This is a genomic window from Acidovorax sp. Root275, assembly GCF_001428965.1.
Classification (GTDB): Bacteria; Pseudomonadota; Gammaproteobacteria; order Burkholderiales; family Burkholderiaceae_C; genus Acidovorax; species Acidovorax radicis.
Map to the genome: position 1 here is coordinate 1,596,042 of NZ_LMJH01000001.1, position 26,407 is coordinate 1,622,448.

The following is a 26,407-nucleotide window of genomic DNA, read 5'->3' on the forward strand; positions in this document are numbered from 1 at the left end:
TCAGATCGGAAGCGCGCGGGCCAAGATGGCGTCAAGGTTCACGCCCGCGCCCAGCGTGCCGAAGCTGTAGCCCCAGTCCCCGCCCAGGCGCGAATCGCAGAAAGCACTGAACACAGCGCCGGGTGCACTGCGGTAGAGCAGTGCGGCCTGCACGGCCAGGGCCACGTCCTGCGCCAGGCGGCGGGCCTCGGCCTCGGTGGTCATCGCGTCCACACGCAAGGGCAGCGCGCTGGCCAGGCGGTCGAGCGCCGGGTGGGCGCCACGCGCGGGGGCCAGTTCGTCGGCCAGGGCCGCGGCGGTGTCGGCGCGGCGCACGGCGCGCAGCAGGTCGAGCGCCATGATGTTGCCCGCGCCTTCCCAGATGGAGTTGAGCGGCATCTCGCGGTAGATGCGGGCCATGGTGCCTTCGCCGCCCTCTTCCACGTAACCGTTGCCGCCCAGGCATTCCATGGCCTCCTGCGCGAACACGCTGCCGCGCTTGCACACCCAGAACTTGGCCACGGGCGTCAGCAAACGGGCCATCACGGCTTCGTGCTCGCTCTTGTCTTTGTGATCGAAAGCGCTCGCAAGCCTTATGGAAAGAGCGGTAGCCGCTTCACTTTCCAGAGCAAGATCGGCCAGCACATTGCGCATGAGGGGCTGCTCGATGAGCTTCTTGCCAAAGGCCGACCGCTGGCGCGTGTGGTGCAGCGCGATGCTCAGCGCCTGGCGCATGAGGCCGCAGGTGCCCAGGGCGCAGTCCAGCCGCGTCATGGTGCCCATCTCCAGGATCTGCGCCACGCCGCGGCCCTCTTCGCCCACACGCCAGGCGGTCGCGTCGATGAACTCGACTTCGGAGCTCGCGTTGGCGTGGTTGCCAAGCTTGTCCTTCAGGCGCTGGATGCGAATCGTGTTGAGCGTGCCGTTGCGGTCGTCCGGCAGCACGCGCGGCAGGAAGAAACAGGTCAGCCCGCCGGGCGCCTGCGCCAGCACCAGGAAGGCATCGCACATGGGGGCCGAGAAGAACCACTTGTGGCCCGTCAGCCGGTAGCGCGGGCCCCAGGCATCCTCGCCATCGGGCACGGCCTGGGTGGTGTTGGCGCGTACGTCCGACCCGCCCTGCTTCTCGGTCATGCCCATGCCCATCGTGAGCGCGGATTTTTGCGAGAACAAGGCCAGGCGCGGGTCGTACCGGGTGCTGGCCAGGCCCGCGCTCCAGTCGGCCCACACCGCGGCGTTGCCGCGCAGTGCAGGCGTGACGGCGTAGCTCATCGACACGGGGCACAGCACCGAGGGCTCGGCCTCGGTAAAGAGCATGAAGCCGGCAGCCCGCTCGGTGTGTGCGTACGCCGCAGCACCGCCGGTGCGCGACCAGGGCGTGGCGTGCAGGCCATGGCGCAGCGCCGCGCCGATCAGCGCGTGGTAGCTGGGGTGAAACTCGACCACATCGGTGCGGTGGCCGAAGCGGTCGTGCGTGTGCAGCTGCGGCGTGTGGGTATTGGCCAGGCGCGCGTGGGTCAACATCTCCGCCGACCCCATCTCTGCGCCCAGGGCCGTCAGGCCCGCCAGCGGCAGGCTGGGGGCGTGCGTGCGCAGCGCGTCCTGCAGGGGCTGGTTGGTGGTGAACAGGTTCACATCCGCCCAGGGCGTGCTCTGGTTGAACACGTCGTGGGTGCGTGCCAGGCTGGCAGTTGGGGCGGTCGCAGTGGTCATGGGGGACTCCACAACATCTCGATATGGGGAATGTCGTCTTCCAGGTATTCGTCGGACACGGCCACAAAGCCCAGGCTGCCGTAAAACCGCTGCAGGTGAGCCTGCGCGCTGATGCGGATGCTTCGGCCGGGCCACGCCTGGCTGCAGCGGGTTATGCCCTCCACCATCAGCGCACGGCCCGTGCCGTTGCCACGAGCCTCCTTGGCGGTGACCACGCGCCCGATGGAAGGCTCGGGGTAGTTCACGCCCGGGTCCACCACGCGCAGGCTGGCCTGGAGCGCACCGGCCTCGTCATAGCCCAGCAGGTGGTGCGACTTTTTGTCGGCGCCATCGGGGTCCTGGTAGGGCCCCTGCTCCAGGATGAAGACCTTGCAGCGCAGAGCGAGCGTGTCGTGCAGCGCGTGCACGCCCAAGTCGTCGAAGCGGGCCCAGATCCAGCGGAGCGTCATCAGATCAGCTTCACCAGTTGCTTGCCGAAGTTCTTGCCCTTGAGCAGACCGAGGAAGGCCTCGGGCGCGGCGGCAATGCCCTGGGCAACCGTCTCGCGTGGGCGCAGCTTGCCGGTGCCCACCAGCGTGCCCAGCTCCTTAAGCGCCTCGGGCCAGACTTCCATGTGCTCGCTGACGATGAAGCCTTCGACCTTCATGCGGTTGATGAGCATGAGCGCGGGGTTGGCCATGGGCAGCGGCGCGCCATCGTAGCCGGCGATCATGCCGCACAGGGCAATGCGGCTGAAGGCGTTCATGCGCAGCATCACGGCGTCCATGATCCAGCCGCCCACGTTCTCGAAGTAGCCGTCGATACCGTTGGGGCAGGCTTCCTTCAAGGCCTTGGACATGGCCTTCACATCGCTGTGTTCCTTGTAGTCGATGCAGGCGTCAAAGCCCAGTTCTTCCACCGCATACCTGCACTTGTCGGCACCACCGGCAATGCCCACGGCGCGGCAGCCACGCGCCTTGGCCAGCGCGGCAAAGGCGCTGCCCACGGCGCCGGTGGCGGCGCTCACCACCACGGTGTCACCCTCCTTGGGGGCGATGATCTTGACCAGGCCGTACCAGGCCGTCACGCCGGGCATGCCCACGGCGCCCAGGTAGTGCGACAGCGGCACGTGCGTGGTGTCCACCTTGCGCAGCGCGCCCACGGCATTGCCGTCCACCACGCTGTATTCCTGCCAGCCACCCATGCCCACCACCTTGTCGCCCACGGCGTACTTGGGGTGCTTGCTCTCGGCCACCTCGCCCACGGTGCCACCGATCATGACCTCGCCCAGGCCTTGAGAGGCGGCGTAGCTCTTGCTCTCGTTCATGCGGCCGCGCATGTACGGATCCAGGCTCAGGAAGTGGTGGCGCACCAGCACCTGGCCGTCCTGCAGCGCAGGCGTGTCGGTGGCCACCAGCTTGAAGTTGCTGGCCACGGCTTCGCCCTGGGGACGGTTGTCGAGAACGATTTGTTGGTTGCGGGGCATGAGAGGCTCCTTCAGAATGTCTATCACTATGAATTCAATAGCTACTAGCGCTTATGGATAAAGCGCCAGAGGCCAATTTGATCTAAAAATTTTGCTCAATCGGTGGAAATCACCTTGAGCCCGTTGGCGCTGCGGCTGTCCAACGGCAGGCGCCGCACGTACTTGAATGTGCCGGTGGCATGGCAACACACCTTGCCCTGCGCGTCGACCACCGTGCCTTCGGTAAAAGCCATGGTGGCCGTGCGATGAATGAGCCGTCCCTTGGCCACCAGCGGCCCGCGCGCGGGCTGCATGAAGCTGGTCTTCATCTCGATGGTGACCACGCCCATGTCGGGCGTGTCGCTGCGCGCAGCCGTGGCCATGGTCACGTCCAGCAGCGTCATCGATGCGCCGCCATGGGTCACATCGAAGGAGTTCAGGTGCTCGGGCTTCGCCTCGTAATGCAGCTCGGACTCGCCGCCCTCCATCCGGTGCAGCGTGAAGCCAAGGTGGCTGACAAAGGGGATTTCGACACCAAAACTTTTCACGGCATGTCCTCAGAACACAGAACTCAAAAACTGGCGCGGCCCCGGCCAGGGCAGCCTAGCAAGGGCCGCCCCGCAGCGAGGGCTGCGTCCCCCTTCCCGGCAAAGCCGAGAGAAGGGGGAAGCCGCGAAGCGGCTCAGGGGGAAGTACCCTGCCTAACCTCCCGTAACGATGCTCACGCCGCCATCCACCGCCAGCCACTGGCCGGTGATGTGCTTGCCCGCATCGGACGCATACAGCGCGCACAGGCCCTTCAGGTCCTCGTCGTCGCCCAGGCGGCCCAGGGGCGCGTGGGCCGCCAGTGCTTCCTCACCCATGGCCTTCAGGGTGCCCACTGTCATCCGGCTCGGGAAGAAACCGGGGCAGATGGCGTTGACACGAATGTTGTACTGGCCCCATTCTGCCGCCAGCGCACGGGTGAAATTGATCACCGCGCCCTTGGAAGTGTTATAGGCAATGGTGTTCATGCCCTTGGGGTTGCCACCGAGGCCGGCAATGGACGCCACGTTGATGATGCTGCCGCTGCGGCGCGCGATCATGCTGTGCTTGGCGATGTGCTGAGACAGGATGAAGTAGCCACGCACGTTGAGGTTCATCACCTTGTCCCACGCGTCCACGGGGTGGTCTTCGGCGGGGGCCCCCCAGGCAGCGCCGGCATTGTTCACCAGGATGTCCACGTGGCCCAGTCGCTCCAGCGTTTCATCGGCCAGGCGGCGGATGTCTTCTTCCTTGGCGCAATCGGCGGCGATCCAGCGGGCATCGATACCCGCGGTCTGCAGCTCGGCCGTGGCCTCTTCCAAGTCGGACGCCTTGCGTGAACTGAGCAGGATCTTGGCGCCCGCCTCGCCCAGCGAATGGGCCAGTTGCAGCCCCAGGCCACGCGAGCCGCCGGTGACCAGCGCGGTTTTGCCAGTGAGGTCGAACAGTTGTTGGATGGTACGGGTCATGCTGAAAGTCTCCTTCGGTGTTGGATGGATCTATTGATGGGTGTTGGCCCCACGCGCCGATGATTGTGCGGCGCAATGCGGGCACTTTGTGTCGCGGTGGTGTCGGGCGTCCAGCTACGGGCCGGGGTCGGCGTGCAACCGGGCCCGCACCGCAATCAGCGCCACGCCCGCTGCAGCCAACGCCCCACCGACCACGATGAAGCTCCAGCCCAGGGCGTCGTTGGTGCGTGCCGTGGCAATGCCCAGGATCAGCGTGAGCAAGCCGCCGTAGATCAACACCCAGATGAGCTTGTGCAGGCGTTGCAGGGTTTGCTGCGCCGCCATCAAAACGCCTCTTCAGGGAAGGCCGCGCAGGTGGCATCGCGCGTGCTGACCACCTGCAGCCAGGCGCCGATTTTCGGCAGTTCGTAGTGAAAGAAAAACCGCATGCCGCCCATGCGCCCCACGCTCGCGGGCTGGGCCAGATTGGCATCCTGGGCCAGCGTGGCCAGGGCCACGTCCAGCCACACCCAGGCCAGCACCATGTGGCCAAAGGCCTGCATGTAGGGCACCGCATTGGCCAGCGCGTCAGCCGGTTGGCCTGTGGCCCAGGCCGCCTTGGTGGCGGCCCCCACCTGCTGCAGCGCGGCACCCAGTGCATTGGCATGCGCGGCCAGCGTGGGCACCTGGATCGCGCGCTCGATGGTGGCGTTGATGCGGCCGGCCAGCAGCTGCAGGCCGCGCCCGCCTTCCATGAGCACCTTGCGGCCCAGCAAGTCCATGGCCTGAATGCCATGCGTGCCTTCGTGGATCATGTTCAGGCGGTTGTCGCGCCAGTACTGCTCCACCGGAAAATCGCGCGTGTAGCCGTAGCCGCCATGGATCTGGATGGCCAGGCTGTTGGCCTCCAGGCACCACTCGCTGGGCCAGCTCTTGGCGATGGGGGTGAGCACTTCCAGCAGCAGGCGGGCTTCGTCGGCCGCCACGGCATCACCGGTATGTTGCTCATCCACGAGCTTGGCGCAGAAGAGATTGAGCGCCAGCGCCCCTTCACCATAGGACTTCTGGGCCAGCAGCATGCGCTTGACGTCGGCGTGTTCAATGATGCGCACCTGGGGCTGGGCGGCGTCCTTGACCACGGCAGCCGCACCCGCGCCTGCAGCGTCCTTGGGGCCCTGCACCGGACGCCCTTGCGGCCGGTTCTTGGCGTAGTCCAGGCTGGCATAGTAGCCCGCCAGCCCCAGCATGGTGGCCGCCATGCCGATGCCGATGCGCGCCTCGTTCATCATGTGGAACATGCAGTGCAGGCCCTTGCCGGGCTGCCCCACCAGGTAACCCACGGCCCCTGCACGCCCATCCACCGGGAACTTGCCTTCACCAAAGTTGAGCAGCGTGTTGGTGGTGCCACGCCAGCCCAGCTTGTGGTTCAGGCCCGCCAGCGCCACGTCGTTGCGCACGCCGGTGAGCTTGCCATCGGTGTCCACGAGCTTCTTGGGCACGATGAACAGCGAGATGCCCTTGGTGCCAGGCACCAGCTTACCGTCCGGCCCCGGGATCTTGGCCAGCACCAGGTGCACGATGTTTTCGGTGAGCTCGTGGTCGCCCGAGCTGATCCACATCTTGTTGCCCGTCAGGCGATACCGCGCGCCCAGCGGGTCGGCCTCAAAGCCGTCGCCATCGGGCACGGCGCGCGTGGCCACATCCGACAGCGAGGAACCCGCCTGAGGCTCGGACAGGCACATGGTGCCCGACCATCGGCCGTTGAATTCATTGAGTGCGAACACCTGCTTTTGCGACTCGGTGCCATGCACCATGAGCAGGTTGGCATTGCCCGAGGTGAGCAGATTCGAGCCGATGCTGATGGACGCCACTGCAAAGAAGCTGTTGGCGGCCGCCTCTACGGTGTAGGGCAGCTGCATGCCACCGACCTCATAGTCCTGCGCTGCGGACAGAAGGCCGGATTCGGCGTAGGCCTTGCGCGCCTCGTAGGTCGCCTGGGGCAGGATGACCTTTTCACCGTCGAAATGCGGCTCCTCGATGTCCACCGTTCGGTTGAAGGGAGCGTACTTCTCACGGGCGATGCGCTCACAGGTGTCGAGCACCGCATCGAAAGTTTCGCGCGAGTGGTCTGTAAAACGCGCACGGGCCGTGAGGGACTGGGCCTCGAGCCATTCATACAGCAGAAAGTCGAGCGTGGAACGCAGGGTCATCAGAAGGTCTCCTTGTGGCTGCGTGCATGCCCGATGTGCCCTCACCCGATGGGGTTCAGCGTGCAGGCAGCACGATGTTCTTGAAACACCAGAACTCCATGTCCGAATCGGGCTTGGGCTGGCAATTGGCTTCTCCGAGCTGCAGGCGCGTGGCGCGTGCAGGCAGTGGCGGGAATGTGATCTTGACGAGCTTGGTGCGGCCGGGCTTGACCACGTCCATCTTCACGTTGCAGAACGTCAGGCCTCCAATCGACTGTTGCTGCAGCACGGCGCCGCTGCCCAGGTCCTTGAGCGTGAACGCATCGGCCGATCCGGTGGGCTGTGCACAGGCCTCAATTGCCTCGTCGGAGGTGTTCTTGACCAGCAACGTTACCCGCGTCTGTTTGGCGTCCACCACGATGTCCTGCAGGACCACATCCGGGTCAGATTCCAGCGGCAGCTGAAGCTTGTAGGTCTGGCTCTGGGCGTGGGCACCACATGCGACGGCAAAGGCCGAGAGGGCGAAAAACTGGCGAAAGGAGGGAAGCAGACAACGCATGGAAGGTACCGGGTTCGGGATGGAGAAAAAGAGACAGCTTCAAGACCACCGGCAAACCGGTGGTCGCGGCGGATTCTGCCCGTGCCAACCGCACCAGCGGGTGCTTCACGCCCCGACAAAGCAACAATTTGTAGCGTGCCCCCGCATCCCCTCCCCGCATCCGTTGGCGTATCCATCCATCACATCAGGCTGCCGCATCGGCAGCATCGCTCTCCGTCTGAGCAGCACCCAGCGCGGCAATCGTGCCCTGCGCCACGGCGCAAAGCTTCTCCTGTCCGTCCTGGATCACCAGCACCTCACACCGGCATACCGCCTGGCGCTTGCCATGGTGCACCGCCTCAGCGCGGGCCAGCAGGCGCTCGCCCACGGCGGGCCGCAGGTAGTTGATCTTGAACTCGGAGGTGACCACCGGCACCTGCATCGCCGTGCCCCCGGCGTAGGTCAGCGCGTTGTCTGCCAGGTAGCTCACCACTCCGCCATGGGCAAAACCGTGCTGCTGGCGCAGCTGCGGGGTGATGGCTAGCGACAGCTCGCACCTTCCCGGCGCCAGCGCCACAAGTTCCGCGCCCAACAACACACTGAAGGGCTGGTTGGCAAGCACCTGCCGCCCCAGCGCCAGAAAAGCCTCGGGCGAGGCCGTCCTGGAATGCATGTCAGTGGGACGGTCTGCGGCCACGGGTTACAGCACTTCGAAGATGCCTGCAGCGCCCATGCCACCGCCAATACACATGGTCACGCACACGCGCTTCGCGCCACGGCGCTTGCCTTCGATAAGAGCGTGGCCCGTGAGGCGCTGGCCCGACACACCATAGGGGTGACCCACGGCGATGGCGCCACCATTGACGTTCAGGCGATCAGCGGGAATGCCCAGCTTGTCGCGGCAATACAGCACCTGCACGGCGAACGCTTCGTTCAACTCCCACAGGTCGATGTCGTTGACCGTGAGGCCCAGCTTCTTGAGCACCTTCGGAACGGCAAACACGGGGCCGATGCCCATTTCATCCGGCTCGCACCCTGCCACAGCGAAACCCAGGAAGCGGCCCAGCGGCTTGAGGCCCTTCTTGCTGGCGTACTCTTCGCTGGTCACCACGCAGGCGCCCGCGCCGTCGGAGAACTGGCTGGCGTTGCCCGCCGAGATCAAACCGCCAGGCAATGCCGAGCGCAAACCGCTGATGGCTTCCACCGTCGTACCTTCACGCGTGCCTTCGTCACGGCTTACGGTCACTTGCTTGGTGATCAGGCCCAGCGTCTTGTCGGCCACACCGGCTGTGACGGTGATGGGGGCGATTTCGGCGTCGAACAGACCGGCCGCTTGCGCAGCGCAGGCCTTCTGCTGGCTGGCTGCACCGTATTCGTCCATGGCTTCGCGACCGATGTTGTAGCGCTTGGCCACTTGCTCGGCGGTCTGCAGCATGCTCCAGTAGATCTCGGGCTTTTGCTTGGCCAGCGCCAGGTCCTGGATCATGTGCAGGTTCATCTCCTGCTGGACGCAGGAGATGCTTTCCACACCACCGGCCACATACACGTCGGCTTCGCCGGCGATGATGCGCTGCGCGGCCAATGCAATGGTCTGCAGGCCCGATGAGCAGAAACGGTTGACGGTGACACCGGAGGCTGTGATGGGCAGGCCAGCTTTCAGCGCGATCTGGCGGGCGATGTTGCTGCCGGTGGCGCCTTCGGGCGTGGCGCAGCCCATGATGACGTCGTCCACGTCAGCGCCATCAATGCCTGCGCGCAGCACAGCCTGCTGCACGGCATGGCCGCCCAGCGTGGCGCCATGCGTCATGTTGAAAGAACCCTTCCAGCTCTTGGCGAGCGGGGTGCGGGCGGTGGAAACAATCACTGCGGAGGTCATGGGGGAATCCTTTCAGGGGGTGGAACGCACCCGTGGCGGCCTGGGGCCTGCGCACGCGGTGCAGCTTCGCATCAATGTCAGTTGAACGCCTTGCCTTCGGCTGCAAGTTTGGCCAGCAGAGGAGCGGGCTTCCAGAACGTCGCATCGTCGTTGGGGTTCTTGGCAAAACGGTCCATGGCCTGCACCACGTTGAAAAGGCCCACTTCGCTGGCGTAGTGCATGGGGCCGCCACGGTGGATGGGGAAGCCATAACCCGTGAGGTACACCATGTCGATGTCGCCGGACTTGCTGGCAATGCCGTCTTCCAGGATGTGTGCGCCTTCGTTGACCAGGGCGAACACCAGGCGCTGCACGATTTCTTCGTCCGAAATCTTGCGGGGCGTGATGCCCAGTTCCTTGCGGTGATCTTCGATCATCTTGTTGACCAGGTCGCTAGGGATCGCATCGCGCTTGCCGGCTTGGTAGTCGTACCAGCCTGCGCCGGTCTTCTGGCCAAAGCGGCCCAGCTCACACAGCTTGTCGGCGGTCCGGCTGTACTTCATGTCGGCGCGTTCAACGGAACGGCGCTTGCGGATCGCCCAGCCAATATCGTTGCCGGCCAGATCGCCCATGCGGAACGGGCCCATGGCAAAACCGAATTTTTCTACAGCCTTGTCCACCTGCTGGGGCGTGCAGCCCTCGTCCAGCAGAAATCCTGCCTGGCGGCTGTACTGCTCGATCATGCGGTTGCCGATGAAGCCGTCGCACACGCCGGAGACCACCGAGGTCTTCTTGATCTTCTTGCCAATCGCCATCACGGTGGCGAGCACGTCCTTGGCGGTTTCTTTGCCGCGCACGACTTCGAGCAACTTCATCACGTTGGCAGGGCTGAAGAAGTGCATGCCCACCACGTCCTGCGGACGCTTGGTGAAGGCAGCGATCTTGTCCACGTCGAGCGTGGAAGTGTTGGACGCCAGGATGGCGCCGGGCTTGGCCACGGCATCCAGCTGCTTGAACACGGCTTCCTTGACGCCCATCTCCTCGAACACGGCCTCGATGATGAGATCGCAGTCCTTGAAGTCGTCGTAGCTCAGCGTGGTGGACAGCAGGGCCATGCGCTGCTCGTACTTGTCCTGCTTGAGCTTGCCCTTCTTGACCTGGGCTTCGTAGTTCTTCTTGATCGTGGCGATGCCGCGATCCAGGGCTTCCTGCTTCATTTCCAGGATCTTGACGGGGATGCCGGCGTTCAGGAAGTTCATGGAAATTCCGCCGCCCATGGTGCCTGCGCCAATCACGCCCACCAGCTTGATGTCGCGCTTGGGGGTGTCGGAGGCCACATCAGGGATCTTGCTTGCGGCACGCTCGGCCATGAACAGATGGCGCAAGGCACGCGATTCTGGCGTCCACATCAGGTTGATGAAAATCTCGCGCTCGACCAGCATGCCTTCGGCAAACTTCTTCTTGGTGGCAGCTTCGACCGCGTCCACGCACTTGGCGGGCGCCGGGAAGTTCTTGGCCATGCCCTTGACCATGTTGCGCGCGAACTGGAAGTAGGCATCGCCTTCGGGGTGCTTGCAAGGGAAGTTGCGGACCAGCGGCAACGGACGGGCATCGGCCACGCTTTGGGCAAAGGCCAGGGCTTCAGCCGCCAGCGACTCAGCCGATGCGGCCAGCTTGTCGAACAACTTCTGGCCGGGCACGCCGGCAATCATTTCGCTCTTGACGGGCTCGCCGCTCACGATGAGGTTGAGCGCAGCCTCCACACCAATCACGCGTGGCAGGCGCTGTGTACCACCCGCGCCAGGAATCAGGCCCAGCTTGACTTCAGGCAGTGCAATCGAGCAGCCAGGCGCCGCAATGCGGTAGTGGCAACCCAGGGCCAGTTCCAGCCCGCCACCCATGGCGACGCTGTGCATGGCGGCCACGACGGGCTTGGCCGAGTTTTCGATGGCGGCAATCACCGACAGCAGGTTGGGTTCTTGCAGGGACTTGTCCGTGCCGAACTCCTTGATGTCCGCACCGCCAGAGAAGGCGCCGCCAGCCCCGGTGATGATGATGGAGGTGACCGCTGGATCGGCATTGGCACGGCTGAGGCCGTCCACGATGCCTTGCCGGGTCGCCAACCCGAGTCCGTTGACAGGAGGGTTGGCCATGGTGATCACGGCAACGGAGCCGTGGACTTTGTATTCAGCGGTCATGCTGGTGTTCCTTGCGTGCTGGGAAAGTGAAAAAGAACGGTCGTGCGTTTTTATTGTAGAGATTTCAAACCCGTTTGGCGTGTCAATTTGTCCCGGGCGGGACAAGGGGGTTTCGGACATCCCCTGAGGAGCACATTCCGGCTGGCAAAAAAAGAGGCGCCACCGAAGACCGGGCACCTCTGTGGATCAAGGCGAGCGGCATGCCTTCCAACGCATCCGCCCTGCCCCGAATCTTTGAAACTGGCGCGCCCCAAGGCCAGGGCAGCTGCGCAAGGGCCGCCCCGCCGCGCTGGCTGCGTCCCCCTTCCCGAATCGCGCAGCGATTTGAGAGAAGGGGCTGAGTGCCGTCCAAACCTGCCTGCGCAGGCTTGGACGGCACAAAGGGCTGCCGCCTCTGGCGGCTGCACCGAGGCGCGCAGCGCCTCAGGGGAATCGCCCTTCTAGACTTCAAGCCACTCTTTACGGATGTAGTTGTCCGCCCGCAGGCTGTCGGGCGTGCCCTGAAAGACGATGGAGCCATGGCCCATCACCAGCGCGCGGTCCGAGATTTTCATGGCGATGGTCAGCTTCTGCTCGATCAACAGCACCGAGATGCCGCGCGCCTTGATGGTCTGCAGGTACTGTCCCACCAGTTCGACGATCTTGGGCGCGAGGCCCTCGGTGGGCTCGTCAATGATGATGAGGTCCGGATCGCCCATCAACGTGCGGCACAGCGTCAGCATCTGCTGCTCACCGCCCGACATCACGCCCGCCTCGGTGTGCTGGCGTTCCTTGAGGCGCGGGAACATCTCGTACATGTCATCGAACGACCAGCGGCTGCCCCTGCCATTGCCCTTCTGGCCCAGCAGCAGGTTCTGGTGCACGGTGAGATTGGGAAACACATCGCGGCTTTCAGGCACATAGCCCAGACCGAGGTGGGCAATCTCATAGGCCTTCTTGCCGTTAAGGTCCTGCCCCTTGAAGTTGAGTGTGCCCTCCCAGTCCACCAGGCCCATGATGGCCTTGGCGGTGGTGGAGCGGCCCGAGCCGTTGCGCCCCAGCAGTGCCACGATCTCGCCGGGTTGCACGTCAAAGGTCACGCCATGCAGCACATGGCTCTTGCCGTAGTAAGCGTGGAGGTTTTCGATTTTCAGCATATCAGTGTCCCGCCCCCTGCTCGTCCGCAACCACCGAGCCCAGATAGGCCTCCTGCACACGCTGGTTGGCGCGCACCTTGTCGGGTGTGTCAAAGGCGATCACCTCGCCATAGACCACCACGGCGATCTTGTCGGCCAGACCAAACACCACGCCCATGTCATGCTCCACCGTCAGCAGGGTGCGACCCTCGGTCACCTCCTTGATGAGGTGGATGAAGCGCGTGGTCTCGGTCTTGCTCATGCCGGCCGTGGGCTCGTCGAGCAGGATCACGTTGGCGCCACCGGCGATGGTGATGCCAATCTCCAGCGCACGCTGCTCGGCATACGTGAGGTTCATGGCCAGCGTGTCGCGTTTCTTGTCGAGCTTGATCATCTCCATGAGTTGCTTGGCGCGCTCGTTGGCATCGTGCAGGTTCGACAGGAAGCGCAGGAACGTGTACTTGTAGCCCATGCTCCAGAGCACGCCGCAGCGCAGGTTCTCGAACACCGAGAGCTTGGGAAAGATGTTCGTGATCTGGAAGCTGCGCGACAGCCCCTTGCGGTTGATCTCGTACGGCGCCAGCCCATTGATGCGCTGGCCGTTGAGGATCACATCCCCACTGGTGGGCGCAAACCGCCCGCTGATCAGGTTGAAGAGCGTGGACTTGCCCGCGCCATTGGGGCCGATGATGGCCACACGTTCGCCAGGGGCTACTGCCAGGTTCGCGCCACGGATGATTTCTGTCTTGCCAAAGCTCTTGCGCAGGTCGCGCAGTTCCAGAGCATAGGCATTGGTTGGGTTGTCAGCTGCCATGTTTACAGCGCCTCCCCACGCTTGATTTCATGTTCGATCTCTTCCTGGATCGTGCTCCACTGCCGCACAAACTGGCGGCGGCAGAGTTCAAAGAGCCCGAAGCCCGTGACCATCACGAAAATGGCACCAAACCAGCTCGTGAAGCCTGCGGCGTTGAGCGTGGCCCCCAGGAACGTGAGCTCTGGCCCCAGGGCTGCGTTGAGCTGGAGGTGGTAGGTCATCTCGATCATGCAGGCCGCACCCATCACGCCCACCAGCGCGGTACCGGCCAGCGCCAGGTACGAACTCCAGAGCTGGCGCAGCTTGCCGTACTTGGCCAGCCGGAGGTTCATCATGATCAGGCTGGCAATGCCGCCAGGGGCATACATCACCATGAACAGGAACACGAGGCCCAGGTACAGCAGCCAGGCCTTGGACAGCTCGGACAGCAGCACCGATGCCAGCACCAGCAACACCGCACCAATGATGGGACCGAAGAAGAACGTGGCTCCACCCAGGAAGGTGAACAGCAGATAGCCACCTGAGCGGATCACACTCAGGCTGTCGGCACCCGTGATGATCTCGAAGTTGATGGTGGCCAGCCCCCCGCCGATGCCCGCGAAGAAGCCTGCAATGATGAAGGCGAAGTAGCGCACCCGCTGCGTGTTGTAGCCGATGAATTCCACGCGCTCAGGGTTGTCCCGCACCGCGTTCAAAATGCGGCCCAGTGGCGTGCCGGTGAAGGCAAACATGGCGGCAGTGCAGACGAAGCAATAGGCCGCGATCAGGTAGTACACCTGCATGCCCGAGCCGAAGTTCAGGCCGAAGAAGGCCTTGCCATACACACGGTCGGTGGTGATACCGCCCTCCCCGCCAAAGAACTCAGGGAACATCAAGGCCATGGAGGCGACCAGTTCGCCGATGCCCAGCGTGATCATGGCGAAGGTGGTGCCCGACTTCTTGGTGGTGACAAAACCAAGCAGGATGGCAAAAAATGCGCCGGCCAAGCCACCCACCAGCGGGATGAGCACCAGAGGAATGTTGACGGTGCCCTTGGTCGCCATGTTCATCGCATGGATGGCAATGAACGAGCCCAGCCCGGTGTACACCGCATGGCCAAAGCTCAGCATGCCCCCTTGGCCCAGCAGCATGTTGTAGGACAGGCAGATGATGATGAGGTAGCCGATCTGCGAGAGCATGGTCAGCGCCAGGCTGCTGCGAAACAGCATGGGAGCGACGACAAGCATGACCGCGAACAGGGTCCAGATGATGAACCGCCCCACGTTCCAGGGCTTGAACCGGTAGTGCGACGTGGCGCTGGAAATGGCAGTGGTTGTTGTTGTGGAATTCATGGCATCAGTCCTCCCGCGTGCCCAGCAAGCCCTTGGGGCGGAAGATCAGGATCAGCACGAGGAACAGGTACGGCAAGATGGGAGCCACCTGGGAAATCGTGAGTTTGAGCAAGGGGTAGCCGAAGGTCTGGTCGGTCACCGCCACGCCCACGGCCTTGAAGACATGGATCAGCGAATAGTCCAGTGCCACGGCAAAGGTCTGGACCAGGCCGATCAGCAGCGATGCCAGGAAGGCCCCTGCCAGCGAGCCCATGCCCCCCACCACCACCACCACGAAGATGATGGAGCCCACAGAGGCGGCCATCGCAGGCTCTGTGATGTAGGTATTACCGCCGATCACACCCGCCAGCCCCGCGAGGGCTGCGCCACCGCCAAACACCAGCATGAACACACGCGGCACGTTATGGCCCAGCGCCTCCACCATCTCTGGGTATTTCAGCGCTGCCTGGATCACGAGACCAATGCGGGTGCGCGTCAGCAGCAACCACACCGACACCAGCATGACCAGCGCCACCAGCATCACAAAGGAGCGCGACTTGGGAAACTGTGTTCCATACAGAGAGAACAGCGGGCCTTGCAGTTGCTCCGGCAGGCCATAAGGCACCGTGGAGCGGCCCCACACCAGTTGCACCAGTTCAAGGATCAGGTAAGACAGGCCAAAGGTCACCAGCAGTTCCGGCACATGCCCGAATTTGTGCACCCGGCGCAAACAGTAGCGCTCAAACGCAGCCCCCAGCACAAATACGACGAGGGGCGCCAGCACCAGCGCTGGCCAGAAGCCCACCACCCCGGAGATGGTGAACGCAAAATAGGCACCCAGCATGTAGAAGCTGGTGTGTGCGAAGTTGAGCACGCCCATCATGCTGAAAATCAGCGTGAGGCCAGAGCTCAGCATGAACAGCAGGAGCCCGTAGCTCACTCCATTCAGCAGCGAGATCACGAAAAACTCAGGATTCATTGGAATTTTTCACTGCAGGGGTAAAAAAAAGGCCCGAGTGGTCGGGCCTCGAAGCGATTGCGCAGGGCTTACGCTTACGGGCGCTTCATCTGGCACGAGGTGGGCGTGCTCGCCACATAGGGCTCGTAGTACTTCACTGGCACAAAGGTGTAGCCGGTGTTCTCAGAGTCGATAGGGAACTTGCCGCCCGCCTTTTCCCACTTGGAGATGAAAAGGCCCTGCTGCAGCTGGTGGTCGGTCTTGCGCATCTCGACTTCGCCGTTGAAGCTCTTGAACTTCATGCCTTCAAACACTGCAGCCACCTTGACGGGGTCGGTGGACTTGGCCTTGACGAAACCCTCGGACAACATGGTGAAGGCGTGGTACACGGCACCGGTGTACATGTCGTCGTTGAACTTCTTCTTGTAGTCCACCACGATCTTGTTGATTTCGCCCGGCAAGTTGATGTGCGCATAGGCCACCATGTACACACGGCCTGCAGCCGCAGAGCCCATGGCGGTGGGGCTGCCAGTGACCGAGCCGTAGTAGGTGTAGAAATTGACGTTGTTCAAGCCCGCATCGTTGGCCGCCTTGATGAGCAGCGCCAGGTCGGAACCCCAGTTGCCGGTGATCACACTGTCGGCACCCGACTGCTTGATCTTGGCGATGTAGGGCGAGAAATCACGCACCTGGGCCAGAGGGTGCAGGTCGTCGCCGACGAACTGCACGTCAGGGCGCTTGCGCTGCATCATTTCCTTGGCGAACTTCGAGACCTGGTGGCCGTGCGAATAGTTCTGGTTGATCAGGTAGACCTTCTTGACCTCGGGCAGGTCCTTCATGTACGTGGTCAGCGCTTCCATCTTCATGGAGGTGTCGGCGTCCAGACGGAAGTGCCAGTAGCTGCACTTGCTGTTGGTCAGATCCGGGTCCACGGCAGCGTAGTTCAGGAACAGGACTTCCTTGCCGGGGTTGCGCGCGTTGTGCTTTTCCAGCGCATCCATGATGGCCAAGGCAGGGCCGGAGCCGTTGCCCTGCACCACATAGCGTGCTCCCTGGTCCATGGCCGAGCGCAACGCGCTGGTGGTCTCTTGCGGGCTCAGCTTGTTGTCGATGCCGATGATCTCGAATTTGACGCCGGCCGCATTCTTCTTGTTGAACTCTTCGGAGATGAACTGGAAGCTCTTGAGCTGGTTCGTTCCCACTGCCGCCATCAGGCCGGAGAGCGGGTCGAGCCAGGCGATCTTCACAGTCTCACCCTTTTGAGCGAATGCCCCGCCAGCGCTTGCCAGTATTACCGATGCCGCTACAGCCTTAATAGCAAATTTCATGGTCTTGTCTCCTTGTAAATCAACACAACGCAGCGTACCGCGTTGCAACAAAGCGATGCTCAGGGATTGCCCCTACCAGCGTCGCACACGTGACTGGACTCGGTGTCACCCCCTGTGGCGCTGCGCGCCTTCCCCTCTCTCGCTGCGCGGGAGGGGACCGCACCCGGTGGCCCGGCAAAGCCGGCTCCACGGGTGCACTGGCCTGGTCTGCGCCAGATTCGGTGGCCACGACGATGGCTATGCATTGAGGCCACCGCCGTCATGCTTTCAGAGGCCCGGAAGCTTGTAATCCTTCAATTGCTCGCGCAGTTTGGTCTTGAGCATCTTGCCGGTCGCCCCCAGCGGAATCGCATCGACGAACACCACGTCATCGGGGATCTGCCACTTGGCGGTTTTCCCCTCGTAGAAGGCCAGCAGCGCTTCGCGCGTGACCTCGGTGCCGGGCCGCTTGACCACGGCCACGATGGGGCGTTCGTCCCACTTGGGGTGCGGCATGCCCACGCAGGCGGCCATGGCGATCGCCGGGTGCGCCATCGCGATGTTCTCGATGTCGATGGAGCTGATCCACTCGCCGCCGGACTTGATCACGTCCTTGCTGCGGTCGGTGATCTGCATGAAACCATCGGCGTCGATGGTGGCCACGTCACCCGTGGGGAACCAGCCCCGGCCCTGCGCGTCCTTGACGAGCGGGTGACCGCCCTCGCCCTTGAAGTAGCTGTCCACGATCCACGGGCCTTTGACCAGCAGGTCGCCGTAGGTCTTGCCATCCCACGGCAGCTCGCCGCCGTCGCCGCCCACGATCTTCATGTCCACGCCGTAGATCGCGCGGCCCTGCTTTTGCAGGACCTTCATTTGCTCGTCCTTGCTCAGCGCCAGGTGCTTGTTCTTCAGGGTGCACAGCGTGCCCAGCGGGCTCATCTCGGTCATGCCCCAGGCGTGTAGCACCTCCACGCCGTAGTCTTCCTTGAAGGCATGGATCATGGCGGGTGGGCAGGCCGAACCGCCGATGACGGTGCGCCTGAGTGTCGAGAACTTCAAGCCCGCAGGCTTCATGTGGCCCAGCATCATCTGCCACACGGTGGGCACGCCAGCGGCGTAGGTCACCTTCTCGGACTCGATCAGTTCGTAGATCGACTTGCCGTCCATGGCCGGGCCGGGGAACACCAGCTTGCAGCCGGTGAGTGCCGCCGAATACGGAATGCCCCAGGCGTTGACGTGGAACATGGGCACCACGGGCAGCACCGAGTCGCGCGCCGACAGGCACATCACATCGGGCAGCGCCGCGGCGTAGGCATGCAGCGTGGTGGAGCGGTGGCTGTACAGCGCAGCCTTGGGGTTGCCCGTGGTGCCACTGGTGTAGCACATGCTCGACGCCGAGTTCTCGTCGAATTCGGGCCAGGCGTAGTCGGGCGACTGCGCACCAATCCAGGCTTCGTAGCTGGTGAGGCCAGGGATACCGGAATCCGCAGGCAGCTTGTCGGCGTCGCACAGCGCCACCCACTTCTTCACCGTGGGGCACCTGGCATGCACGGCCTGCACCAGCGGCAGGAAGGTCAGGTCAAAACACAGCACCTGGTCTTCGGCGTGGTTCATGATCCAGGCGATCTGGTCGGGGTGCAGACGCGGATTGACGGTGTGCAGCACTCGGCCCGAGCCGGAGACGCCGAAGTACATCTCCATGTGGCGGTAGCCGTTCCAGGCCAGCGTGGCCACGCGGTCGCTGAACTGGAGCTTGAGCTCATCCAGTGCATTGGCCAGCCGGCGCGCCCGCGTACCCAGGTCGCGGTAGGTGTAGCGGTGGATGTCGCCCTCGACCCGGCGCGAGACGATTTCAGCGTCGCCATGGTGGCGCTCGGCGAACTCGATCAGCGACGAAATCAAGAGCGGTTGGCTCTGCATCAGACCCAGCATGGGTGCTCCTTGGATGTTGTGGTGAATGGAAAGATCATCGTAGCGCGGCACAGGCCTTCGGGGGTGTCACGCCGGTGGTGAAAACCCGCATCCTGCAACGTGCGCTCCGTCAATGCGAGGGCAGTGTGCGCCGCAGGCGCGGGCTTGCCAACACCTGTCGTCCCGTTGACAAACGCACAGGGATTACCCTGCATGGCGTGCGGAGCAAGGACAATGCGGCGCATGCTCTGCTTTGCGCCCACCGCCCAGCGATTCATCGAAGCCCAGCCCTGGTTCGCCAGCGTGCCCGCGGCCCTGCAGGAGCGGCTGCGGGGGGAGGTGCTCTCCACCCAGGGCGACAAGGGCGCCGTGATGATGCCCGCCGGCAGCCCCGTGCAGGGCTGGCATGCCGTGCTGTCAGGCCTGGTGATGCTGCAAAGCCCGGCCAGCAAGGGCCGGTCGTCGGCCTTCATCGGCGTGCCCGACGGCGAATGGTTTGGCGAGGGCTCGGCCATGAAGCCCGAGCCGCGCAAGTACAACGTGGTCGCGCTGCGGCCCACCACCTTGCTGTGCCTGCCGCTGCCGCTGTTTGATGTGCTGCGCGAGACGCACTTGGCGTTCAACCAGTTTCTGGTGCTACATCTCAACATGCGCCTGGGCCAGGCCATGACGATCATCGAGGCCGGGCGCACACAATCCCCCGAGCACCGTGTGGCGCTGTACCTGAGCCGCCTGTTCTGGCGCAGCACACGGCGGTTGAATCTCACGCAGGACGAGCTGGGCCAATTGGTGGGTCTGTCACGCCAGACGGTGAACAAGGTGTTGCGCGTGCTGGAAGACAGGGGCATCGTTTCGCTGGACTTCGGGCGTGTAGCCATCGTGGACGACGAGGCGTTGAACGCGTACCTCGCCGCCACGGCGGCACGCTGACACTCTGCAGATTGCACAGGCACGTTCACCAACACCCGCCTCACTGCACGCTCAGGCGCACGGCCTTCTGGTCTGCGTCGAATACAAGCCGGCTGGGCCACGGTGTCCAGCTTTGGTTGACCGTTGCGTTGTTCGGGTTGCCCGTGTGCACAAAGGCCCGCACGCTGTCCATCATGGCGCGCGATAGCGCCAGGCGGCCGGGCTGATTGGCCGTGCTGTTGGTGGCCTTGGCAAAGACCGAAGGCCCGAAATTGCCAAACACGAACGGCAGGTCAAACGCATGCGCTGCACCGTACACATCGTTCCAGGGTGCGGGTTGCTGAGCCCAGTTGAACTGGTAGCTCCATACCGTGGATTGCTGGCTGCGCAGGGTATTGAGCAGGCTGTCGCGGCTCGGGTCGATGAACACGCTGCCCAGCAACCGGGTGCGCGCGTTGTAGCCCGTGCTGGGCGCCGTGACCGGCAGGTAGGAGGCATCCAGGATGTCGCCGGCCGTGAGGGTAGTGGGCGCATCGGGGTTGAAGTTCTGCATCATCACAAAACGCTCGGCATCGGAGATTTTCATGCCCGGCTTTCCGCCCAGCAGTGCCAGGAACGGCGCAAACAGCTTGCCCTCCTCGGCCGTATATCCGGACAGCACGGGTACCTTGTGATAGCGGCCCGCACCGATTTCTGCAATCGGGTCTGCGGGCACCACCACACCGTCGGGGATGGGGCCGGAGCCCGTGAGCCCGTTTTTGAGCACCGCCTGCAGAACCACCCGTGCATCCTTGCCGCGCAGGTAGCTGGCCGCCTGCGCGGCAGGCCAGCCCGCCACCAATGCCTGGGCAGCGGGCAAGGCAGGCGCCAGGCCGTCGGCCAGCGCCAGGTGCGCCAGCAGCATGCCGGACTGGGTGGCATACCGCGATGCCGGGTTGAGCGTGGGAATCGAACCCGGCGGCAAGTTGGTCGCCAGCGAAATGCCGCCGCTCACCGGCAAGAGCTTGTGAAACAGTCCTGCGGCCTGAGGCGCCACCAGCAGCGCCAGCGCATTGATGGCGCCAGCGGACTGCCCCATCAGCGTGACATTGCCCACATTACCGCCAAAGCTGGCGATGTTGTTCTGGATGAAGCGAAGTGCCTGCACGTTGTCGAGCAGCGCGTAGTTGCCGGTGTAGGGCTGCGTGCCGGTGTGCAGTGGTGGCATCTGGAAGTAGCCCAGGACATCGAGCCGGTAGTTGGCCGTCACCACCACCGCGTTGGCAGAGCGCGCCAACGCTGCACCGTCGTAGACCGGGTCGGCCGTGTAGCCCGAGATGGCACTGCCGCCATGCAGAAACAGGAGTACCGGAAGGTTGTCCTGTGCTGTGGCAGGGCGCCAGATGTTGAGGGTCAGGCAGTCCTCGCTGCCCACCGGCGTGCCCAGGGTCTCGCCGATGGTGTTGTCAAAACGGTTGTTGGCACCGGGGCCGTAGATGCGCCCCATTTGCAGGCAGGCACTGCCAAAACGCGTGGCGTCGCGCTGGCCGGACCAGGCGGCAGGGGCCACGGGCGGCTGCCAGCGCAGCTCCCCCACAGGCGGTTTGGCGAACGGAATCCCCTTCCACGCGTAGGTGCCGGTCACCGCGCTGTCGTCCACGCCGCGCAAGGTGCCGTACGCGGTCTCGCGCACTTCGGGCGACGAACCCGCGCCACCGCCGCAGCCCGCCATCGCCGCCACGGAAAACACTGCTCCCAACCATTGCAAACGCCAGCGCGAATCGACCATGTCTTGTCTCCTTGGGGGTTTTCAGGAATGGGTCGAACCTCTGTCTGGAGTCACACTACCGCCAGGGCTCAACCTCGAAAGCGATTGTGTGAACTGGGTGGCCTTTGGCTACTATCGCAACCTTGCCAAAACACTGACTTCAGACCACCACCCCGCGTAAACCCTGAATCGAATGGCCACCCCATGACACCCCGCACTAGCTCTGCCGCCTGGGTACGCGGAATCACCGACATGATGTCTGCGGAAGGCTTGCCCGCTGCCGAGTTGTGTGCTGAAGCGGGCATCGATCTGGCGGCGCTCCAGCTGCCGCAAACCCGCGTGGACGTAGACAAGATAAGCCGGCTGTGGGAGCTGGCGGTAGCGCGCTCGGGCAAGGTGGCGCTGGGGCTGTGCCCGAAACTCACCGCCCGCTATGGCAATGTGGACGTGGTGGGCTATGCGCTGGCATCGGGCACCAATCTGCTGACCGGTTTTCAGCACCTCACGCGCCACATGGCGGTGATCTCGGACTGCACCACTTTCACGCTGGAGCGCGATGCACGCGGGTACTGGATCTCCATCGCCCATATCGGCGCCACCCGCCCCATTCCGCGACAACGTGTCGAATACGCCCTGCTCACGCTGTTCACGCTGTGCTGCTGGCTCACGCGCCGCGAGCTCCGGCCTCTGGCGGTGGAGCTGGTCACGCCGCAGCCCGCCACCACCAACGAGGCGCCCTACCACGTGGCGTTTGGCATGTTGCCCCGCTTCGGGCAGGCAGCCAACCGGTTTCTGCTGGCCGAGGCCGACCTGCTCGCCGATATCCCCACCCACAACCCCAGCCTGTGGGCCCTGCACGAGCGGCTGGTAGAGACCGAGCTGGACCAACTGGGCCAGTCTCTGATCAGCACCCGTGTGCGCACCGAGGTAGCCCGCATCCTGCATCGGGGCGAACCCCGCCGCGAGGACGTGGCCGCGCGCCTGCACCTGACCGACCGCACGCTGCAGCGGCGCCTGCAGGCCGAATCCGTGAGCTACCAGCAGTTGCTCGACGACACCCGCTGCGAACTGGCACGCCAGTACCTCAGCGATGAGCGCCGCAGCCTGGCCGAGGTGGCGGACCTGCTGGGCTTTGCCGACCAGAGCAATCTGTTTCGGGCTTGCAAGCGCTGGTTTGGCCTGCCACCGGGCCAGTACCGCGCGCAGGTATTGCACCCGGAGGCCGAAGGCCAAGGCTCTACCCAGGCCGCATAGGCCGCGCCGCGCCGCGCTTCAAGGCCCTGCAAGCGCCGGGGCATCCCTGGTGCGAGACAATCGGCCCATGAACCTGCCCGCCGAAAGCGAGACCCCCACCGCCGACCTCGGCCTGGCCTGGAACCACGGATTCGCAGCCTTGGGGCCAGACTTTTTCACCGAACTGCGCCCCACCCCGCTGCCCGCCCCCCACTGGGTGGGCACCAGCACCGCCGTCGCGCAGCTGATCGGCCTGGACACAGACTGGCTGCAGCGCGACGAAGCCCTGCAAGCCTTCACGGGCAACACGCTGCTTGCTGGCTCGCGGCCCCTGGCCAGCGTCTACAGCGGCCACCAATTCGGCGTGTGGGCCGGCCAACTGGGCGACGGCCGCGCCATCTTGCTGGGAGAGACGGAAAAGGGCCTGGAAATCCAGCTCAAAGGTGCCGGTCGCACCCCCTACTCCCGCATGGGTGACGGGCGGGCCGTGCTGCGCTCCAGCATCCGCGAATTCCTGTGCAGCGAGGCCATGCATGGCCTGGGCATTCCGACCTCGCGCGCGCTGTGCATCACCGGTTCGCCCGCGCCCGTGCGCCGCGAAGAGGTCGAGACAGCATCCGTGGTGACGCGGGTGGCCCCCAGCTTTGTGCGTTTTGGCCATTTCGAGCACTTTGCGGCCAACGATCTGCAACCGCAGCTCAAGACCCTGGCCGACTACGTCATCGACCGCTACTACCCTGAATGCCGGGACAACCACAACTTCGGAGGCAATGCGTATGCCGCGCTGCTGCAGGCTGTGAGCGAGCGCACGGCACGCCTCATGGCCCAGTGGCAGGCCGTGGGTTTTTGCCACGGGGTGATGAACACCGACAACATGAGCATCCTGGGCCTGACCATCGACTACGGCCCTTTCCAGTTTCTCGATGCCTTCGTGCCCGGCCACGTGTGCAACCACAGCGACAACCAGGGTCGCTATGCCTACAACCGCCAGCCCAACGTGGCGTACTGGAACCTGTTCTGCCTGGCGCAGGCCCTGCTGCCACTGATCGGCGACCAGGAACTGGCAAAGGGGGCCCTGGAGTCCTACAAGACCGTGTTCCCAGAAGCGTTCATGGCCCGCATGCGCGCCAAACTCGGTCTTGCGAGCGCCCGTGAAGGCGATGGCGAGCTGATTGACGGCATCTTGATGCTGCTGGCCCAGAACGGGGTGGACTACACGATCTTCTGGCGCCGCTTGTCGCATGCGGTGCAACAGGACGATTTTGAGCCGGCGCGCGACCTGTTCGCCGACCGTACCGCCTTTGACAACTGGTTGCTATCATATTCAGAGCTATTGGCGCTTGATAATAAAGCGCTATCGGCTAATTTGATGCTAAAAACCAATCCCAAGTTCGTTTTGCGCAACCACCTGGGCGAGCAGGCCATACGTGCCGCGAAACTTGGCGACTTCAGCGAACTCCAAACCCTGCAGCGGCTGCTGGAGCACCCCTTCGACGAGCACCCCGGGCACGACGCCTACGCAGCCTTCCCGCCCGACTGGGCCTCTTCCATCGAGATCAGCTGTTCATCATGACCTACCCCGTCCAGAAATCCGATGCCGAATGGCAAGCCATCCTCAAGGACAAGGGCGCGGAGCCCGTCGCCCTGCAGGTGACGCGCCATGCCGCCACCGAGCGCCCTTTTACCGGCAAATACGAAGCCCACTGGGCCGATGGCAGCTATCACTGCATCTGCTGTGGTGCGAAATTGTTCGATTCCGTGACCAAGTTCGACGCCGGCTGTGGCTGGCCCAGCTTCGCAGAAGCGATCCCAGGCGCCATCACCGAGATCGTGGACCGCAGCCATGGCATGGTCCGCACAGAGACGGTGTGTGCACAATGCGGGGCCCACCTGGGCCACGTCTTTGAAGATGGCCCCACCCCCACCGGCCTGCGCTACTGCATGAACTCGGCCTCGCTGGATTTCGAATCCGGCAAGGACTGAGCCCCGAGACCTGCCCTTGACTCCATGAAAATTCTGATCGACTTCTTCCCCATCCTGCTGTTCTTCGGGGCCTACAAGTTCTACGGCATCTATGTCGGCACGGCCGTGCTCATGGGCGCCACCGTCGCGCAGATGGCGCTGATCTACGCCATCGACCGGCGCCTGCAGACCATGCACAAGGTCACCCTGGTGCTGATCCTGCTGTTCGGCACGCTCACGCTGGTGCTGCAGGACGATCGCTTCATCAAGTGGAAGCCCACGGTGCTGTACGGTGCCATGTCCATCGCCCTCGCAGTGGCGGTGTGGGGCATGAAGAAGAACTTCCTCAAGATGCTGCTCGGCAGCCAGCTGACCCTGCCGGAGGGCGTGTGGCACCGCCTGAACGTCGCCTGGATCGTGTACTGCGCTTTCATGTCGGCCATCAACGCCTACGTGGTCGTCAATTTCAGCACCGAAGCCTGGGTGGATTTCAAGCTCTGGGGCTACGCCTTCCCGCTGGTCTTCCTGGTCGGCCAGGGCATCTATGTGGCGCCCCACATCAAGGGCGACGAAGGCGACGAGCCTGCCGCCTGAAGGACCACCTGCCATGACCACCCTCGCTCAGCAAATGCACCAGACCTTGGCGGACCGGCTTACGCCCACAGCGTTGGAAGTGCTTGACGAAAGCGCCGCCCATGCAGGGCACGCCGGGGCCAACGGCACCGGTTTTGGCACCCATTTCCGGGTCCGCATTTCGTCACCTTTGTTTACAGGCAAGCCCCGCGTCGCACAGCACCGCCTTGTGTATGATGCGCTGCAAGAATTTATTGACCAAGGCGTTCACGCCCTCGCCATTGAAGTTCTCTGAACCGGCCCCCATGTCCTTTGTTGCCGGAACTCAGCTGGCAAACAACCTCTCATTTTTTGGATTCCGCATGAAGAAACAGCTCCTGTCCGGCCTCGTAGCCGCTGCCGTGCTGGGCACGTTGGCCCTGCCCGTTTCCGCCCAAAACGTTGCCATCGTCAACGGCAAGGCCGTGCCAAAAGAGCGCGTTGAAGCGCTCAAGCAGCAAGTGGAACGCTCGGGCCGCCCCGTGACGCCTGACATCGAAGGCCAGATCAAGGACGAAGTCATCACCCGCGAAATCTTCATGCAGGAAGCGCAAAAGCGCGGCCTGGAAGGCTCGGCAGACTACAAGGCGCAAATGGATCTGGCCCGCCAGACCATCCTGATCCGCGAACTGTTCGCCGACTACCAGAAGAACAACCCCGTGACCGACGCCGAGATCAAGGCCGAGTACGACAAGTTCGTGGCAGCCAACGGCGGCAAGGAATACAAGGCCAGCCACATCCTGGTGGAAAAGGAAGCGGATGCCAAGGCCATCATCGCCTCCATCAAGAAGGGCGCCAAGTTTGAAGACATCGCCAAGAAGCAATCCAAGGACCCAGGTTCTGGCGCCAAGGGTGGCGATCTCGATTGGGCCAACCCCTCCAGCTATGTGAGCGAGTTCACGACAGCCCTGGTGAAGCTCGAGAAGGGCAAGATGACCGACGCTCCGGTGAAGAGCCAGTTCGGCTGGCACGTCATCCGCCTGGACGATGTGCGCCAGGCAGAACTGCCCAAGCTGGAAGAAGTGAAGCCCCAGGTGGCCCAACAGCTGCAACAGCAAAAACTGGCCAAGTTCCAGGAAGACCTGCGTGCAAAGGCCAAGGTCGAATAACTAGCGAACCCGCATCCGCCCCGGCGATGCAC

The 26,407-nt window shown here is 63.7% G+C and carries 25 protein-coding genes; 7 read left to right on the plus strand and 18 right to left on the minus strand.

The features are described 5' to 3' along the window. The 17 genes from ASE52_RS07075 to ASE52_RS07155 form a co-directional block, all read right to left on the minus strand. Nucleotides 1-1,692: an isovaleryl-CoA dehydrogenase gene (locus ASE52_RS07075; RefSeq protein WP_057224775.1), complete on the minus strand. Its 1,692-nt coding sequence runs from the start codon at nucleotides 1,690-1,692 to the stop codon at nucleotides 1-3. After that, entirely contained in the window at nucleotides 1,689-2,141 is a 453-nt protein-coding gene (locus ASE52_RS07080; protein WP_057224777.1) for a GNAT family N-acetyltransferase, read from the minus strand. Before ASE52_RS07080 ends, ASE52_RS07075 begins: the two co-directional genes overlap by 4 nt. Then, nucleotides 2,141-3,157, minus strand: a complete 1,017-nt coding sequence (locus tag ASE52_RS07085) for an NADP-dependent oxidoreductase (RefSeq protein WP_010465598.1) — start codon at nucleotides 3,155-3,157, stop codon at nucleotides 2,141-2,143. The genes ASE52_RS07080 and ASE52_RS07085 overlap by 1 nt, the downstream gene beginning before the upstream one ends. Before the next feature lie 95 nt (nucleotides 3,158-3,252). After that, a complete protein-coding gene (locus ASE52_RS07090; RefSeq protein ID WP_010465599.1) occupies nucleotides 3,253-3,684 on the minus strand; it encodes a PaaI family thioesterase in 432 nt (143 codons plus the stop codon). A 153-nt stretch (nucleotides 3,685-3,837) separates the two neighbouring features. After that, entirely contained in the window at nucleotides 3,838-4,629 is a 792-nt protein-coding gene (locus ASE52_RS07095) for an SDR family oxidoreductase (protein ID WP_010465601.1), read from the minus strand. A gap of 114 nt (nucleotides 4,630-4,743) precedes the next feature. Next, the gene (locus ASE52_RS07100; protein ID WP_010465603.1) at nucleotides 4,744-4,953 is read right to left on the minus strand and encodes a hypothetical protein; all 210 of its coding nucleotides are present in this window, start codon (nucleotides 4,951-4,953) and stop codon (nucleotides 4,744-4,746) included. Beyond that, nucleotides 4,953-6,818 carry an acyl-CoA dehydrogenase gene (locus ASE52_RS07105; RefSeq protein WP_010465604.1) on the minus strand — a complete coding sequence of 622 codons (1,866 nt, stop codon included), beginning with the start codon at nucleotides 6,816-6,818 and terminating at the stop codon, nucleotides 4,953-4,955. The genes ASE52_RS07100 and ASE52_RS07105 overlap by 1 nt, the downstream gene beginning before the upstream one ends. Nucleotides 6,819-6,873: 55 nt before the next feature. Further along, nucleotides 6,874-7,356, minus strand: a complete 483-nt coding sequence (locus ASE52_RS07110; RefSeq protein WP_010465606.1) for a hypothetical protein — start codon at nucleotides 7,354-7,356, stop codon at nucleotides 6,874-6,876. A 184-nt stretch (nucleotides 7,357-7,540) separates the two neighbouring features. After that, nucleotides 7,541-8,008: a PaaI family thioesterase gene (locus ASE52_RS07115; RefSeq protein ID WP_010465608.1), complete on the minus strand. Its 468-nt coding sequence runs from the start codon at nucleotides 8,006-8,008 to the stop codon at nucleotides 7,541-7,543. A gap of 27 nt (nucleotides 8,009-8,035) precedes the next feature. Beyond that, entirely contained in the window at nucleotides 8,036-9,211 is a 1,176-nt protein-coding gene (locus tag ASE52_RS07120; protein WP_010465610.1) for an acetyl-CoA C-acyltransferase, read from the minus strand. Between the two features lie 77 nt (nucleotides 9,212-9,288). Then, nucleotides 9,289-11,388, minus strand: coding sequence for a 3-hydroxyacyl-CoA dehydrogenase NAD-binding domain-containing protein (locus ASE52_RS07125; protein ID WP_057224779.1), 2,100 nt, complete (start codon nucleotides 11,386-11,388; stop codon nucleotides 9,289-9,291). Nucleotides 11,389-11,828: 440 nt separating this feature from the next. After that, on the minus strand, nucleotides 11,829-12,524 hold the full coding sequence (locus tag ASE52_RS07130) for an ABC transporter ATP-binding protein (RefSeq protein ID WP_057224781.1): 696 nt from the start codon (nucleotides 12,522-12,524) through the stop codon (nucleotides 11,829-11,831). A gap of 1 nt (nucleotide 12,525) precedes the next feature. Beyond that, the gene (locus ASE52_RS07135) at nucleotides 12,526-13,317 is read right to left on the minus strand and encodes an ABC transporter ATP-binding protein (protein ID WP_057224782.1); all 792 of its coding nucleotides are present in this window, start codon (nucleotides 13,315-13,317) and stop codon (nucleotides 12,526-12,528) included. 2 nt (nucleotides 13,318-13,319) lie between these two features. After that, entirely contained in the window at nucleotides 13,320-14,648 is a 1,329-nt protein-coding gene (locus ASE52_RS07140; RefSeq protein ID WP_057224784.1) for a branched-chain amino acid ABC transporter permease, read from the minus strand. A gap of 4 nt (nucleotides 14,649-14,652) precedes the next feature. Beyond that, nucleotides 14,653-15,606 carry a branched-chain amino acid ABC transporter permease gene (locus ASE52_RS07145; RefSeq protein WP_010465619.1) on the minus strand — a complete coding sequence of 318 codons (954 nt, stop codon included), beginning with the start codon at nucleotides 15,604-15,606 and terminating at the stop codon, nucleotides 14,653-14,655. Nucleotides 15,607-15,680: 74 nt separating this feature from the next. Continuing rightward, the gene (locus tag ASE52_RS07150; RefSeq protein ID WP_010465621.1) at nucleotides 15,681-16,913 is read right to left on the minus strand and encodes a branched-chain amino acid ABC transporter substrate-binding protein; all 1,233 of its coding nucleotides are present in this window, start codon (nucleotides 16,911-16,913) and stop codon (nucleotides 15,681-15,683) included. Nucleotides 16,914-17,180: 267 nt separating this feature from the next. After that, nucleotides 17,181-18,824 (minus strand): 3-(methylthio)propionyl-CoA ligase, encoded by a 1,644-nt coding sequence (locus tag ASE52_RS07155; RefSeq protein ID WP_057224786.1) that lies wholly within the window; start codon nucleotides 18,822-18,824, stop codon nucleotides 17,181-17,183. Between the two features lie 222 nt (nucleotides 18,825-19,046). Between ASE52_RS07155 and ASE52_RS07160 the strand changes: the two genes are divergently transcribed. Next, the gene (locus tag ASE52_RS07160) at nucleotides 19,047-19,733 is read left to right on the plus strand and encodes a Crp/Fnr family transcriptional regulator (protein WP_010465625.1); all 687 of its coding nucleotides are present in this window, start codon (nucleotides 19,047-19,049) and stop codon (nucleotides 19,731-19,733) included. Nucleotides 19,734-19,773: 40 nt separating this feature from the next. On the opposite strand, the gene ASE52_RS07165 is transcribed toward ASE52_RS07160, so the two are convergent. Next, nucleotides 19,774-21,480, minus strand: coding sequence for a carboxylesterase family protein (locus tag ASE52_RS07165; RefSeq protein WP_057224788.1), 1,707 nt, complete (start codon nucleotides 21,478-21,480; stop codon nucleotides 19,774-19,776). A 183-nt stretch (nucleotides 21,481-21,663) separates the two neighbouring features. Here ASE52_RS07165 and ASE52_RS07170 point away from each other — a divergent pair, with 183 nt between their 5' ends. The 6 genes from ASE52_RS07170 to ASE52_RS07195 all read left to right on the plus strand — a co-directional run bounded on the left by ASE52_RS07170 (nucleotide 21,664) and on the right by ASE52_RS07195 (nucleotide 26,375). Beyond that, nucleotides 21,664-22,713 carry an AraC family transcriptional regulator gene (locus ASE52_RS07170; protein WP_057224790.1) on the plus strand — a complete coding sequence of 350 codons (1,050 nt, stop codon included), beginning with the start codon at nucleotides 21,664-21,666 and terminating at the stop codon, nucleotides 22,711-22,713. A gap of 67 nt (nucleotides 22,714-22,780) precedes the next feature. Next, complete coding sequence (locus ASE52_RS07175) at nucleotides 22,781-24,265, plus strand: protein adenylyltransferase SelO (protein ID WP_057224792.1); 1,485 nt, start codon at nucleotides 22,781-22,783, stop codon at nucleotides 24,263-24,265. Beyond that, nucleotides 24,262-24,675, plus strand: a complete 414-nt coding sequence (gene msrB, locus ASE52_RS07180; protein ID WP_010465633.1) for a peptide-methionine (R)-S-oxide reductase MsrB — start codon at nucleotides 24,262-24,264, stop codon at nucleotides 24,673-24,675. Before ASE52_RS07175 ends, msrB begins: the two co-directional genes overlap by 4 nt. A 24-nt stretch (nucleotides 24,676-24,699) precedes the next feature. Next, on the plus strand, nucleotides 24,700-25,248 hold the full coding sequence (locus ASE52_RS07185) for a septation protein A (RefSeq protein WP_010465636.1): 549 nt from the start codon (nucleotides 24,700-24,702) through the stop codon (nucleotides 25,246-25,248). A gap of 13 nt (nucleotides 25,249-25,261) precedes the next feature. Further along, nucleotides 25,262-25,522 carry a BolA family protein gene (locus ASE52_RS07190; RefSeq protein ID WP_057224794.1) on the plus strand — a complete coding sequence of 87 codons (261 nt, stop codon included), beginning with the start codon at nucleotides 25,262-25,264 and terminating at the stop codon, nucleotides 25,520-25,522. Between the two features lie 67 nt (nucleotides 25,523-25,589). Then, complete coding sequence (locus ASE52_RS07195) at nucleotides 25,590-26,375, plus strand: peptidylprolyl isomerase (protein ID WP_029414250.1); 786 nt, start codon at nucleotides 25,590-25,592, stop codon at nucleotides 26,373-26,375. The last annotated feature ends 32 nt before the right edge of the window (nucleotides 26,376-26,407 follow it).